Genomic DNA, 12525 nt, shown 5'->3' with positions numbered 1-12525 from the left:
AATATCAAAAGACACAAACAGGTGGTTTTCAATAACAACAATAATAATTTCAATAACAATCTGAATCGACTCAGGTTGCGGAAAGCTATTATTGTATAACAAGATCCCTTAAACAATATTTAAAGCCTTTCCCACACCAGGAAAGGCTTTTTTTTTTTGCTCAATTATGAAACGACTTCAAACAAATAATATCAATAATAATAGTCCGCCACCCGGGGGAGAGGATCTCTGTGCTTATAAGCCTGCCTCCTTCCCGGGGCAGGCTTTTTTTATTTCTAAAAAATCTGAAACAAGAATTATGAAAACTACACTACAACAACAATCGCAAAAACTTGAAACCGAAGAAGCTGTACACTTCGTAAAAGCCGAATTTGAAAAACATTTAAAAGAGAAGCTTTCTTTAGTGCGGGTCTCTGCCCCCACGGTTGTTCTGCAGGGCACCGGCATCAACGATGACCTCAACGGAATAGAACGTCCTGTAGGCTTCCCTATTAAAGAAATGCAGGAACAGAGGGCCGAGGTGGTGCAATCTCTGGCTAAATGGAAAAGGCTGCGCTTAAAGGAATATGAGCTGGAACCAGGTTTGGGAATAGTAACCGATATGAAGGCGCTGCGCCCCGATGATGAGCTGGGGCCTATGCATTCGATCTCTGTAGACCAGTGGGACTGGGAGAAAGTTATGGCTCCCGAAGATCGCCACCTGGAATTCCTTAAACAACAGGTCTCCAGGATCTATGAAGGCATTTTAGCCACCGAGGCAGCAGTAACCAGCCGGTATCCCCTACTCACTCCCATTCTTCCTGCAGAAATTACTTTTTTGCATACCGAAGATCTACAGGAAAAATATCCCCGGCTTTCATCAAAGGAAAGAGAAAACATGGCCGCTAAGGAATATGGCGCTGTGTTCCTTATAGGAATAGGAGGGGAATTGCAGGGGGGAGAATTCCATGACGGCCGCGCCCCAGATTATGATGACTGGAGCTCTCCAACCTCTGCTACCACAAAAGGCCTAAACGGCGATATTCTTGTATGGAACCCGGTGCTTGAAAAGGCCTTTGAACTCTCCTCCATGGGAATAAGAGTGGATGCAGCTATACTGGAACAGCAATTAAAAATGCGACAGGCAGAAACAAGAAGCCAACTGTTCTATCACAAGCAGTTACTTGAGGGAAAGCTTCCGCAAACTATAGGAGGCGGGATTGGGCAATCCAGGTTGTGTATGTTCCTGCTAAGAAAAGAACATATTGGAGAAGTACAGGTAAGCATCTGGCCGGAAGCAATGAGGAAGGAAATGCAAAGAAAAAGAATTTACCTTCTATAAGTATTTAGTCCCTCCTCCAATAAAAATCCTTTAATTTAAAGATGCCCCAAAAAAGTTTAATCTTCTTGGGGCATCTTATCAATCATATTGTTTGCTAACCTTCAGTAATCGATCACGATCCAGAATCTGGATCTCCCTATGAGACATTGAAATAATTTTGTCCTTTTGAAATTCAGAAAGGATCCTGTTGACTGTTTCCTTGACCGTTCCGGTGAACCCTGCTAGTTCTATTCGGGACAAACAAATGGCAATACCGGAATCATTGTTGTCATTATCAAGGCTCAATAGATTATCGGCCAGTCGTCCCCTGAGAGGCTTGTAAGCGAGACTTGTCAATTTATTTTCCAAAGAGACCACTTCCTGTGCCAATTGGGTTATCACTCTATTATTAAAGGATTCGTCCTCATGAACCAATCTTAGAAATTCACTTTTAGGAAGAAAAAGAACAGTTGAATCTTTTATAGCCCTGGAGGAGGAACTGTATTTTCTATTGAGCAGTAAATCTGCACAGCAAAAAATGCCTTCTTTTGAGATAACCCTAAGGATATGATCTCTACCCTGACTTGCAAGTTTTGAGATCAATACTTCCCCACTCTGCAAGTAAAAAACTCCCAAGGGAGTACTACCTTCAGAATAAATAACCTGATTCTTTTTAATTTTCAGGATATCAAAATTATCACGGATCTGCTCCACAAAGGGACCTGAAAATTCCAAAGTAGAAAAAGATTTTTCCATGGCTGTGAAATTAAATCAGGGGAAGGATTCACAAACCAAGATAAAAATCTTTTTCCCATCGTTAAATGATAAATGTCATAATCTCAAAATTGTGAGTATTTTTAAGAAAGTTAGAATTCCTATTTTTTGACGTAAGGCATTTTTTTGCTCGCTTCTCTCATCAAATTATCGACAAGCCTGCTGGGGGTGCTGCCAATACCTCCCGCAAATTTGTGATCATAGTTCCATATTAACTTTTGTTGACTACAATCATTAATGTTCAAAGCGGCATGAACTTCATTAGTAGATCCCACTCCAATCAAAATAGTAGTAACAACAGCAGCACCTTCAGACATTGGTTTTGACAGGTGGTAATTTGAGGAAATTATTCCATCTACTCCAAGGACCTCACACATTTGAGCGGTGGTAAGCATTTTTTCCGGATACCCGGCCTCTTTTAATTTTGCGTTGGTAGTCTGCAGATCCTGTACCTCGGGTTTTATCTTACCCTGAGATTTTCTTTTCAACATCCAGGAATACATTTCTTCCTGGAAACTTTGAGTTTCTGCCCGCTGCTGCAATTCAACATCCTGTGGAGTCATTTTTTTGGTAGCTTGAATGGTCACCACTGGAGGAGCAATAGCTATTGATCTGTGGTTTTCTGCAAGATTCTGTGCATCAGGACTATAAAAAGTTTTAGCACAGGAGCTTATAAGCAACAGAAACAAGATTACACCGAATATATTAAAGGTTTTCATTTTTTAGAATAAAACTTAATGTTGATAATTAGAATTTATAGCCTAAAGAAATTTGAAACACACTGTGCTTCAGATTACTTTCATCATAAACATCAGAGAGTCCATAAAGGTACCTCGCCTGTACAAAAATATTATAAGGAAGATCGTATCCTAAACCAAACAACCAGCCAAACTCGACTGAACTTGTTTCATCTTCAAAATCTAAAGAGACAGATTCTCCCATTGCTTCTGCTTCCACTTCTGAACTGGTCTCGAAAGAAATTTGAGGTCCTGTTTCAATAGATAGTTCCTGAATGGGGAAATACTTGAAGAGGACAGGAACTGAAATATAATCCAGTTTAAAGGTGATATCTCCGTCAAATTCGTTGCCCATATCATCCATAAATATCCCCTCCACCTTTGCACCCGCAGTACTGTAAAGCACTTCCAGTTGTGCTCCAAAACTTTCGGAGAACTTACCTTCTACTAAGCCTCCTAAATGAAATCCTGTTCGTGACTTCAAATCAAGATCATCTGCATCACTGCCTGTAAAGTTGGCAATATTGACACCTCCCTTAATTCCGAAATTCCACTCCTGCGCTGGTAGCTGTACAGTCAACAGCAACATAAACAGCATTGTAATCGTAGTTTTCATATCTATTAGATTTAAATGAAATTTCTCTCTAATTATTAAAGTTAGAATTAAGATGGAATAAAATAGCAATCAAAACCATTGACTTATAGTGATTTAAGTCAATCAAAAAGATGACAAAAGTTGTCATTGTACATTTTTTACATCATCCTCCAGTCAGCCAGAATGTTGTAGCTTCAAGAGAAGAAAAGAATAGAAGCTATGAAAACAACGGTTGTATTAAGAAAGTTTCTTGCTGTAGGTTTATCGGGTATTCTGCTCTCCTGTAACGTCTATCAAAAAACACCGGTGAGTTTGGAAAGCGCACTCCAAACTAAAAATCATGTAAAAGTAACAACAATTGAGAAAAAGGAGTATGAGTTTCAATATCTCGAAAAAAACAATGATCAACTCCTTGGGGCTACAAAAAAAAGATCCAGAACGGCTAACCTTTTGAAAAAGGAACCTATTGTAAAAGAAGGTCGAATCTGGAAATTTGAACTTAATGAAGATAACCTACAATTCATTTACTATAGAAATGAATTCCAGACCAACATGGTGAAAATTGGAGTTCCGGTTTTTCTCACAGGCCTTTTGGTCTTCGCTTTTATAGAAGGTACAGATGATTGGGGATGGGGAAGTCTGGACAGTACAGATGGCACGGCAGAGTAAAGCAACTTTAACCCGAACACACAATTGTTTTATATCAAGGTTTTAAGAAGCTTTTCAAGATCCTCTTCGGTATTAAAATAAGTAAAGCTTACCCGAATTCCCTCACCCCGCATAGAGCAGATTATCTTGTTGCTTCGCAGCTTTTGAAATAATTTTTCATCTCCTTTAATGTTAAAAATAGAAGAATGCAGCTTCCGGTTCACCACTGCAGATTCCAAAAGGCCTCTTTCTGCAAGTTTCTCTTTGGCAGGCGCTGAGAGTTCCCTCACCCTGGATTCGATCTTGTCTATTCCTATTTGTTCAATAAGATCAATGGCTGCTTTTAAACTTCCGAAGTTGAGCGTGTCCAGGTGACCGGGCTCAAACTTCCCGATAAAACTGCCCTTGTGCGGCTTGTTCTTACCCTGCAGGTCTTTTAGCTCCAGCCCTTTTGGAGCAATTTTCTCCTGCAAATGTTCTTTAAAGAGAAAGAAAGCATTTCCATAGCCGGCATTGAGCCACTTATATGCACTGGCCCCAAGTACATCCAAAGCTGAAGCTTCAAAATTAAATTTTTCGGTTCCACAATACTGGGTACCATCAGCAAAAAGTAGCAGTTCCGGGTATTGTTCCTTCAGCTTCAGGAGGAAATCGGGATCTATTTTAATACCGTTGATGTATTGTACCAGACTAAAAGCGAAAATATCTGGTTTGTGCTTTTCTACTGCTTCAGCAATATTTTGCTCCAGGTTTTCGTCTATTTCGGCATAGCAAACTTTAAAACCTCTTGACTCCACAGCCCAGTTGACCGAAGGATAATCCTTTCGCAGTAAAAGAACCTTTTTGCTGCGATCAATTCCTTCCATAAGTAAATTAAACCCATAAGAGAAATTGGGTGTTAGCGCCACCAGGTTGGGAGCGCAATGAAAAAGATCACCAACTGCCTTTCTTACCTTGAGGAATAATTTCCCGCGGTTCTCCCGAAATAAACTTCCCCCAATAAAAAAATCAAGGTCGTGGTCCTGCCGGAATTCCAGTACAGCCTCGGGCAAAAGACCCGAAGCAGCAGTGTCGAGATAGGTATACTGCTCTAAAAGGGGAAACTGTTTCTTAAAATTCTTCATAGACATGGAATATTCCGCAGTAAAATCAATAAATTTGGGTAGATATCTAAATTACCTATAAATATGGGGCTGGAAAAAAATAGTTCTTCAAAAATTGATCCTGAGCAGCGAATGCTCATCGAAAGAGCGCAAATGCGGGCGAGACAAAAGAGAAAGTTGTATCAACATTTTATTGTCTTCCTGCTGGGCTCGGTGGTTCTTATCCTTTTAAACGTGATCTTTGAAATAGGTCGTGATATCAATCCTTTTGGGTTGGACTGGTTTGTATGGGCTATCATTTTCTGGGCTTTGCTCCTGCTTATTCATGCTTTTAATGTTTATGTCACCAATAAATTCTTTGGGAAAGACTGGGAAAATGAGCAGGTGGAAAGACTTGTGGCCAAACAGAGAGAAAAGATTGAGGAGCTTCAAAGAAAAGTGGAAAGAGAGCATCCCTTGCCAAAAAAAGATCAACCATACATTCCTCCCACTACCCACAAACCTATTGATCCAGATGCTCCAATAAATTCTTAATAAATGGGAAAAGTTACTTTGATCGCAGCTGCAGGTGAGAACAATGAATTGGGCAAAGACAAAGACCTGGTATGGCATTTACCCGATGATTTCAAAAGGTTCAAAAAATTAACTACGGGCCATACGATCATTATGGGCCGTAAGACGTTTGAAACTTTTCCCCAATTACTCCCCAACCGCAAGCACGTTATTATTACCCGAAAGCAGGATTACAATCCCGAAGGAACTATCGTGGTGAATTCTTTGGAAAAAGCACTTGAAATGGCCAAGGAAGACCCTCAGCCTTTTGTAATTGGTGGAGGCGAGATCTATAAATTATCAATGGAAAAGGCAGATTGTATCGAACTCACCCGTGTTCACGGAACTTTTGAAGCCGATACTTTTTTTCCGGAAATTGACGGGAAAAAGTGGAAGCTTGTAGCTACTGAAACCCATCCCAAAGATGAACGCCACGATTACGCATTCACTTACCTAACTTATGAACGTGCCAGGTGATCAACAGGTCATAAAGGAACTGGCCAATAGGAAAGGCTTTGAAATAAACAAAGTAACATTTTTTTCGGGAGGCAGTATTAATGAGGTTTACCTTCTTGAAACTTCTGAAGGAAAAAAAGTCGTTAAGATAAATTCTGCGAGAAAATTTCCTAACATGTTTGCTGCCGAAAAGCAGGGCCTTGAAGCCCTGAAAAAAGCTGAAGCTTTTGATGTGCCGGCTGTTTTGGGTTTGGGAGAAATAGAGGACATGGCTTACCTGCTCCTGGAACACAAAAAAGAAGGGGTTCAAAAAAGCCATTTTTGGGAGGTATTTGGGGAGCAACTTTCCAAACTTCACAAATCATCGGCAGAAGAATTTGGTTTTTACGTGCCCAACTATATCGGCAGCCTTCCCCAGTATAATGAAAGACGTAAATCTACAGCCGATTTCTATGTAAGTCAGCGGCTGGAGCCACAGGTGAAAATGGCTATAGAAAGAGGGTTTTCGCTGGGCGATCTTTCAGGATTTTATAAGAATATTTCAGAAGAAATTCCCGAAGAAGCCCCTGCCCTGCTGCACGGAGACCTCTGGAGCGGCAATTATATTACAAATGAAGAAGGTTTGCCTTGCCTCATTGATCCTGCTGTATGTTATGGCCCCCGAGAAATGGACCTGGCGATGATGAAACTTTTTGGGGGTTTTCCTTCGGAAGTATTCGAGGTTTATCATGCATATTTTCAGCTTCAGCAGGGATGGGAAGAGCGAATTCCTTTGTGGCAGCTGTATTACCTCCTGGTCCACCTCAATATATTTGGCAGCAGTTATCTTCCGCAGGTAAAAGGAATAATTCGCCGCTTTTCATAATCTTAACAGGCTTCGCTGTTCTTTTAGCAGTTCTTTAGAGGACATCCCTCCCTAATTCCTTTATATTTAAATGGATAAACATAAAAAAAGATATGAGCACAGAGAATTTAAATAAAGAGAAATCGTGGGAAAAGCTAAAAGAAATGGTAGACGACATAAAAGTAGCCATGATGGTTACCGGGCTTGAAAAGAAGCCGATAAATGCCATTCCCATGAGTACAAAAAAGGTAGACGAAAAAGGAAATATCTGGTTTATTAGCATGGGCAATAGTGAACACAACCAGAATTTAAAGACCAATCCCGATGTTCACCTGCTCTACAGTAATCCCGACGATATGGAATTTATGAGCCTTTATGGAAAGGCAGAGATCACCAAAGACAGGGCAGTACTCGAGGATCTATACAACCCCAGAACCGACAACTGGTTTGACGGGCCCGACGATCCTAACTTAACCGCAATAAAAATTACTCCTGCAGAGGCATATTACTGGGACACGAAGACCAATAAGTATGTTACCCTCTTTAAAATGGGAGTTGGTGCCCTTACAGGTGACAATAAAGATATTGGCGAAAAAGGAAAATTAAACCTTTAGAACCAGCTTCATAAGACAAATCCTTACAGCCTCGCTGTAGGGATTTTTTTATTTTACTAATTTTGCAGACTAATCACCAATGATATGAAAGCATATATATTTCCAGGCCAGGGAGCACAGTTCACAGGAATGGGACAGGATCTCTATGAGAAATCCCCTCTTGCAAAAGAACTTTTCGAAAAAGCCAATGATATTTTAGGGTTCTCAATCACGAATATCATGTTTGAAGGAACCGACGAAGACCTTAAGCAAACAAAGGTAACGCAACCGGCAATTTTTCTCCATTCGGTTATTTTATCCAAAGTATTGGGAGATTCCTTTAAGCCCGATATGGTTGCAGGCCATTCCTTAGGGGAATTTTCGGCCCTTGTCGCCAACGGAACTTTGCAATTTGAAGATGCATTGAAATTAGTCTCTAAAAGAGCTTTGGCCATGCAAAAAGCCTGTGAACTGGAAGAGTCTACCATGGCTGCAGTTTTAGGACTTGAAGATCATCTGGTAGAAGCTATTTGTGCCGATATTAAAGGTACAGTTGTGGCTGCTAACTATAATTGCCCGGGACAACTGGTAATTTCCGGAGATCTTTTAGCTGTGGAGAAAGCCTGCGAAGAATTAAAAGAAAGAGGTGCAAGAAGAGCCATGATCCTTCCCGTGGGAGGTGCTTTTCACTCTCCCTTAATGGAACCTGCAAGGGAAGAGCTGGCAGCCGCAATTAAAGAAACCGATTTTAAAACCCCTTCCTGCCCCATATATCAAAACGTATCCACTTTTGCCGTTACAGATCCTTCTGAAATAAAGAAAAACCTGATCTTTCAATTGACTGCGCCCGTAAAATGGACCCAAAGCGTTCAAAACATGATCAAAGACGGCGCTACTGAATTTATTGAAGTAGGCCCGGGAAAAGTGCTTCAGGGATTGGTCAAGAAGATAGACAGAAGTGTGCAGGTGCGTTCTGCAGAATTTTAATTATTAGAATCAAAAGCCAAGAGCCAAGAGGCAAGAGGCAAGAGGCAAGAGGCAAGAGGCAAGAGGCAAGAGGCAAGAGGCAAGAGGCAAAACAAGGACTTGTGGCAATATCTAAAAAGCCGGAGAAAATCTCCGGCTTTTTAGTGTTTCATGTTTAGCAAGTTATTATTTATGCTTGTAAACTTTTCCTTCTTTCATTACAAACTGCACGTCTTCCAAAGTTTTGACATTGCTGGTGGGATCTTCCTTTACTGCAATAATATCGGCAAAGAAACCGGGGGCGAGTTGTCCTAATTCTTTTTCCATCTTCAAAATTTGTGCGGGAACAATGGTGGCCGACTGAATGGCTTCAAGTGCCGGCATACCTGCCTCCACCATATAACCAAACTCTTTCCCATTTTTGCCATGTTCAAAAACTCCGGCATCTGTTCCAAAGGCAATCTTTACTCCCTTTTTATATGCTTTTCCGAAGGTGTTTTGAAGTTGCGGTCCTATTTCCCGGGCTTTTGGCACTACTAACTCCGGATAATAATTTTCAATTTCGGCTTTTTCTGTCACTTCTTTTCCTGCGGTTATCGTGGGGACCAGATAAGTACCGTGCTTTTTCATAAGCTCCATTGTTGCGTCACTCATCAAGGTGCCGTGTTCAATAGTAGTAACCCCTCCTTTTATTGCCCGCTGCATACCTTCATCTCCATGAGCATGAGCTGCAACATGAAAACCATAATCTTTTGCAATATCTACGATAGCTTTTATTTCTTCAAGGGTGAACTGCGGATTGGAACTACTTTTGGCGACACTTAATACTCCGCCGGTAGCGGTGATCTTGATAAGATCGGCTCCATTTTTATAACGTTGCCTCACTGCTTTGGCTGCATCTTCAACAGAGTTCACCACACCTTCTGCAGGCCCCGGGTCTCCGGCAAATTCCCTGTTCATCCCGTTTGAAGGATCGGCGTGACCTCCCGTGGTGGCAAGAGACTTGCCCGAGGTAAAGATTCTGGGACCTTTCACTTTGCCTTTATTAATGGCGTCCCGTAACGAGATATTTACTCCACTGCCTCCCAAATCCCGCACTGTAGTAAATCCCGCCAGGAGAGTGGTTTCGGCAAAAGCAACAGAATTAAAAGCATCATCTGCAGGATCATTAGTAAACCGCTGCAGGTATTTCGAAGGATTGGTTTCACTTTCCAGGTGCACGTGCATATCGGTCAACCCGGGAAGCACGAACATGTTCCGTAGATCAATTAAACTGTCTGAAGTTCTTGCCGGTTGCACAAAACCATCCCTGATTTCCCTGATCTTTTTTCCAGAGACAATAATTGTCTGATCGTTAAGGACCTTTCCGGTTTTGGTATCCAAAAGTTTTCCGCTGTGAATGTAAGTGTCCTGTGCAGCAGCTACAAAAGTAAACAGCAGAGTGCAGGCCCAAAGAAGATGCTTCATATAATACTTATTTCGTCAAAAAATCGGTTATAGTATTTGTAATATAGGAAATTTGTTCATCATCAAGTTCGGTGTGCATTGGAAGGGAGATCACCTCTTCTACCAGGCGATTGGTCACAGGAAAATCGGCCTCATTATAACGCTCATCCTTATATGCCTTTTGGCTATGGAGCGGGATTGGATAATAAATACCATGAGGAATACCTTTTTCTGCCAGGTGTTTAGCCAGTCCATCTCTTTTCCCATTAGCCACTTTGATCGTGTATTGATGATAAACATGAGTATCATCTGCACCTTCGGTATAAGGCACGGTTATACCCTCTACACCTTTTAGGGCACGGCTATATTTTTGTGCAGCTTCCTGCCGGGCCTTATTATACCCGTCCAACTGTGGAAGTTTCGCTCTAAGAACTGCGGCCTGTAAGCTGTCAAGCCTTGAATTCACGCCCACTACATCATGGTGGTAGCGCTCATACATCCCGTGATTCACAATTCCCTTTATGGTATGGGCCAAATCATCATCATTAGTAAAAATTGCGCCTCCATCTCCATAACAACCCAGGTTTTTAGAAGGAAAAAATGACGTGGACGCAGCATGTCCAATTGCTCCGGTTTTTTGGGTTGTACCGTCCTTAAAATGGTAATTAGAACCAATGGCCTGTGCATTATCCTCGATTACATATAGATCGTGTTCCCTTGCAATTTCCATAATTGCATCCATGTTTGCAGCCTGCCCGAACAGGTGCACCGGAACGATAGCTTTGGTGTTTGGTGTAATGGCCTTTTTAATGGCTTCGGGATCGATATTGAAAGTATCGGGTTCCACATCTACAAGGACAGGGGTTAACTGAAGGAGTGCAATTACCTCCACGGTTGCCGCAAAAGTAAAATCGGCAGTGATCACCTCATCACCTGGTTTTAATCCCAATCCCATCATAGCTATTTGTAAGGCATCTGTACCGTTTGCGCAGGGGATCACATGTTTTACATCCAGGTAAGTCTCCAGTTCTTTTTGAAAAGCATGAACTTCGGGTCCATTAATAAAGGCAGTGGTATCGAGGACTTCTAAAATAGAGTTATTGACAGTATCTTTTATTTTTTCGTATTGACCCTTAAGGTCAACCATTTGTATATTTTTCATCTTATAAAGTTAGGACTACAAAAATACGAAGAATGTCACTTTTGCCAATGGTATTTTATTATTTTAGCACCCAAACCACCAGTCTTGCATTTTCTCTACAATTTCGCCATTAAATCTGCTGAAAAGTTACTCCCCCTGGCGGGAAGATATAATGAAAAGCTCCGCCTTTTTAACCACGGAAGAAAGGACCTTTTTGAGCATCTTGCTACTGAAATTGCACCTACAGACAGGACCATATGGTTTCATGCAGCATCCCTTGGGGAATACGAACAGGCCGTGCCGGTGATTGGGCAGGTAAAGGAAATATTTCCCAAACATAAAATCGTGCTAAGCTTCTTCTCCCCTTCAGGTTATGAAGTAAGGAAAAACACTTCCCTGGTAGATGTGGTAACTTACCTTCCTCTAGACACCAAAAAAAATGCCTCAAGGTTCATTGACCTTGTTCACCCCGATTGGGCTCTTTTCATAAAGTATGAATTCTGGCCCAATTTCCTTGAAGAACTTAGGAGAAGAAAGACCAGAACTTTACTGATATCGGGAGTTTTCAGGGAAGATCAGGTGTTTTTCAAGCCCTATGGAAAATGGATGAGAAAATACCTTGAGGCGTTTGAGTACTTTTTTCTTCAGAATCAAAACTCAAAAGAGCTTTTAGATAGAATAGGCTTTAAAAACTCTGAAGTAAGCGGCGATACGAGATTTGACAGGGTAAGTGCACAACTGGAGCAGAACAATCATTTAGGTTTTGTCGAGGATTTTGTAGACAATAATTTGTGTATCGTTGCCGGCAGCACATGGCCCGAAGATGAGGATTTGCTAATCAACTTCATCAACGAAGCAAAGACAGGAGTCAGGTTCATTATTGCTCCACATGCCATTAAGAAAGAAAAAATAGAAGCATTTCAAAATAAGCTTGAGGTAAGTTCAGTACTATATTCAGAGAAAGACAGTAAGCAGCTAAAGGATTATAAGGTGCTAATTATTGATAACGTGGGGCTCCTTACCAAAATTTATAGTTATGCGAATATCGCGTATGTGGGAGGTGCCGCCGGAGAAACAGGTCTGCACAATGTTTTAGAACCTGCCGCTTTTGGAATACCGGTTATCATTGGGAAAAACCACTCAAAATTTCCCGAAGCAGGAGCACTCGAAAGATCTGGAGGATTGCTTTCGGTTAAAAGTAGTGAAGAAGCCGGGGCCGCACTCACTCAACTCGTTGGTGATAAGAGTATCCGGGAAAGAATGGGCTCAAATTCAGCTGCTTATATCAGGAAAAACAGAGGGGCAACTACAATGATTTCAGAATATTTCTTAAAAAAACGATAAAAACTTCACCTTATACCTTCAGGCTG

Annotated in this window: 14 protein-coding genes; 8 read left to right on the top strand and 6 right to left on the bottom strand. The window is 41.3% G+C overall.

The features are described from left to right. Window positions 1–298 precede the first annotated feature (298 nt). The gene (asnA, locus tag OU683_RS02380; RefSeq protein ID WP_268135044.1) at window positions 299–1321 is read left to right on the top strand and encodes an aspartate--ammonia ligase; all 1023 of its coding nucleotides are present in this window, start codon (window positions 299–301) and stop codon (window positions 1319–1321) included. A gap of 78 nt (window positions 1322–1399) precedes the next feature. Here the strand turns inward: asnA and OU683_RS02375 are convergent, their stop codons facing one another. The 3 genes from OU683_RS02375 to OU683_RS02365 form a co-directional block, all read right to left on the bottom strand. After that, complete coding sequence (locus OU683_RS02375) at window positions 1400–2056, bottom strand: Crp/Fnr family transcriptional regulator (protein ID WP_268134771.1); 657 nt, start codon at window positions 2054–2056, stop codon at window positions 1400–1402. Between the two features lie 119 nt (window positions 2057–2175). Continuing rightward, a complete protein-coding gene (locus OU683_RS02370) occupies window positions 2176–2793 on the bottom strand; it encodes a hypothetical protein (protein ID WP_268134769.1) in 618 nt (205 codons plus the stop codon). A gap of 28 nt (window positions 2794–2821) precedes the next feature. Further along, window positions 2822–3427 (bottom strand): porin family protein, encoded by a 606-nt coding sequence (locus tag OU683_RS02365; protein WP_268134767.1) that lies wholly within the window; start codon window positions 3425–3427, stop codon window positions 2822–2824. A gap of 198 nt (window positions 3428–3625) precedes the next feature. Between OU683_RS02365 and OU683_RS02360 the strand changes: the two genes are divergently transcribed. Further along, window positions 3626–4075, top strand: a complete 450-nt coding sequence (locus OU683_RS02360) for a hypothetical protein (RefSeq protein ID WP_268134765.1) — start codon at window positions 3626–3628, stop codon at window positions 4073–4075. A gap of 29 nt (window positions 4076–4104) precedes the next feature. Here OU683_RS02360 and OU683_RS02355 read toward each other — a convergent pair whose 3' ends face one another. After that, window positions 4105–5178 (bottom strand): aminotransferase class V-fold PLP-dependent enzyme, encoded by a 1074-nt coding sequence (locus OU683_RS02355; protein WP_268134763.1) that lies wholly within the window; start codon window positions 5176–5178, stop codon window positions 4105–4107. Between the two features lie 63 nt (window positions 5179–5241). On the opposite strand from OU683_RS02355, the gene OU683_RS02350 reads away from it, so the two are divergent. From OU683_RS02350 to fabD, 5 genes are all read left to right on the top strand, one after another. After that, window positions 5242–5691 (top strand): 2TM domain-containing protein, encoded by a 450-nt coding sequence (locus OU683_RS02350; RefSeq protein WP_268134761.1) that lies wholly within the window; start codon window positions 5242–5244, stop codon window positions 5689–5691. A gap of 3 nt (window positions 5692–5694) precedes the next feature. Continuing rightward, complete coding sequence (locus OU683_RS02345; protein WP_268134759.1) at window positions 5695–6186, top strand: dihydrofolate reductase; 492 nt, start codon at window positions 5695–5697, stop codon at window positions 6184–6186. After that, entirely contained in the window at window positions 6170–7030 is an 861-nt protein-coding gene (locus tag OU683_RS02340) for a fructosamine kinase family protein (protein ID WP_268134757.1), read from the top strand. Before OU683_RS02345 ends, OU683_RS02340 begins: the two co-directional genes overlap by 17 nt. A gap of 92 nt (window positions 7031–7122) precedes the next feature. After that, window positions 7123–7623, top strand: a complete 501-nt coding sequence (locus OU683_RS02335; RefSeq protein ID WP_268134755.1) for a pyridoxamine 5'-phosphate oxidase family protein — start codon at window positions 7123–7125, stop codon at window positions 7621–7623. A gap of 84 nt (window positions 7624–7707) precedes the next feature. Next, window positions 7708–8589 (top strand): ACP S-malonyltransferase, encoded by an 882-nt coding sequence (gene fabD / locus OU683_RS02330; protein WP_268134753.1) that lies wholly within the window; start codon window positions 7708–7710, stop codon window positions 8587–8589. 165 nt (window positions 8590–8754) lie between these two features. Here fabD and OU683_RS02325 read toward each other — a convergent pair whose 3' ends face one another. Both OU683_RS02325 and OU683_RS02320 read right to left on the bottom strand, forming a co-directional pair. Continuing rightward, window positions 8755–10035: a metal-dependent hydrolase family protein gene (locus tag OU683_RS02325; protein WP_268134751.1), complete on the bottom strand. Its 1281-nt coding sequence runs from the start codon at window positions 10033–10035 to the stop codon at window positions 8755–8757. 7 nt (window positions 10036–10042) lie between these two features. Then, entirely contained in the window at window positions 10043–11176 is a 1134-nt protein-coding gene (locus tag OU683_RS02320; protein ID WP_268134749.1) for a DegT/DnrJ/EryC1/StrS family aminotransferase, read from the bottom strand. Window positions 11177–11260: 84 nt separating this feature from the next. Between OU683_RS02320 and OU683_RS02315 the strand changes: the two genes are divergently transcribed. After that, window positions 11261–12499, top strand: coding sequence for a 3-deoxy-D-manno-octulosonic acid transferase (locus tag OU683_RS02315; RefSeq protein WP_268134747.1), 1239 nt, complete (start codon window positions 11261–11263; stop codon window positions 12497–12499). Window positions 12500–12525 lie beyond the last annotated feature (26 nt).

The organism is Salinimicrobium sp. TH3, assembly GCF_026676115.1.
GTDB lineage: Bacteria > Bacteroidota > Bacteroidia > Flavobacteriales > Flavobacteriaceae > Salinimicrobium.
The sequence above is the reverse complement of the archived record's forward strand: the minus strand, read 5'-3'. Positions and strand labels throughout refer to the sequence as shown.

Bases quoted from the DNA above. Each gene is read 5' to 3' on its own strand.
- OU683_RS02340 (WP_268134757.1), top strand. From the start codon at position 6,170: ATGAACGTGCCAGGTGATCAACAGGTCATAAAGGAACTGGCCAATAGG.
- OU683_RS02370 (WP_268134769.1), bottom strand. From the start codon at position 2,793: ATGAAAACCTTTAATATATTCGGTGTAATCTTGTTTCTGTTGCTTATA.
- OU683_RS02375 (WP_268134771.1), bottom strand. From the start codon at position 2,056: ATGGAAAAATCTTTTTCTACTTTGGAATTTTCAGGTCCCTTTGTGGAG.
- OU683_RS02350 (WP_268134761.1), top strand. From the start codon at position 5,242: ATGGGGCTGGAAAAAAATAGTTCTTCAAAAATTGATCCTGAGCAGCGA.
- OU683_RS02360 (WP_268134765.1), top strand. From the start codon at position 3,626: ATGAAAACAACGGTTGTATTAAGAAAGTTTCTTGCTGTAGGTTTATCG.
- OU683_RS02335 (WP_268134755.1), top strand. From the start codon at position 7,123: ATGAGCACAGAGAATTTAAATAAAGAGAAATCGTGGGAAAAGCTAAAA.
- OU683_RS02345 (WP_268134759.1), top strand. From the start codon at position 5,695: ATGGGAAAAGTTACTTTGATCGCAGCTGCAGGTGAGAACAATGAATTG.
- OU683_RS02365 (WP_268134767.1), bottom strand. From the start codon at position 3,427: ATGAAAACTACGATTACAATGCTGTTTATGTTGCTGTTGACTGTACAG.
- OU683_RS02325 (WP_268134751.1), bottom strand. From the start codon at position 10,035: ATGAAGCATCTTCTTTGGGCCTGCACTCTGCTGTTTACTTTTGTAGCT.
- fabD (WP_268134753.1), top strand. From the start codon at position 7,708: ATGAAAGCATATATATTTCCAGGCCAGGGAGCACAGTTCACAGGAATG.
- asnA (WP_268135044.1), top strand. From the start codon at position 299: ATGAAAACTACACTACAACAACAATCGCAAAAACTTGAAACCGAAGAA.
- OU683_RS02320 (WP_268134749.1), bottom strand. From the start codon at position 11,176: ATGAAAAATATACAAATGGTTGACCTTAAGGGTCAATACGAAAAAATA.
- OU683_RS02355 (WP_268134763.1), bottom strand. From the start codon at position 5,178: ATGAAGAATTTTAAGAAACAGTTTCCCCTTTTAGAGCAGTATACCTAT.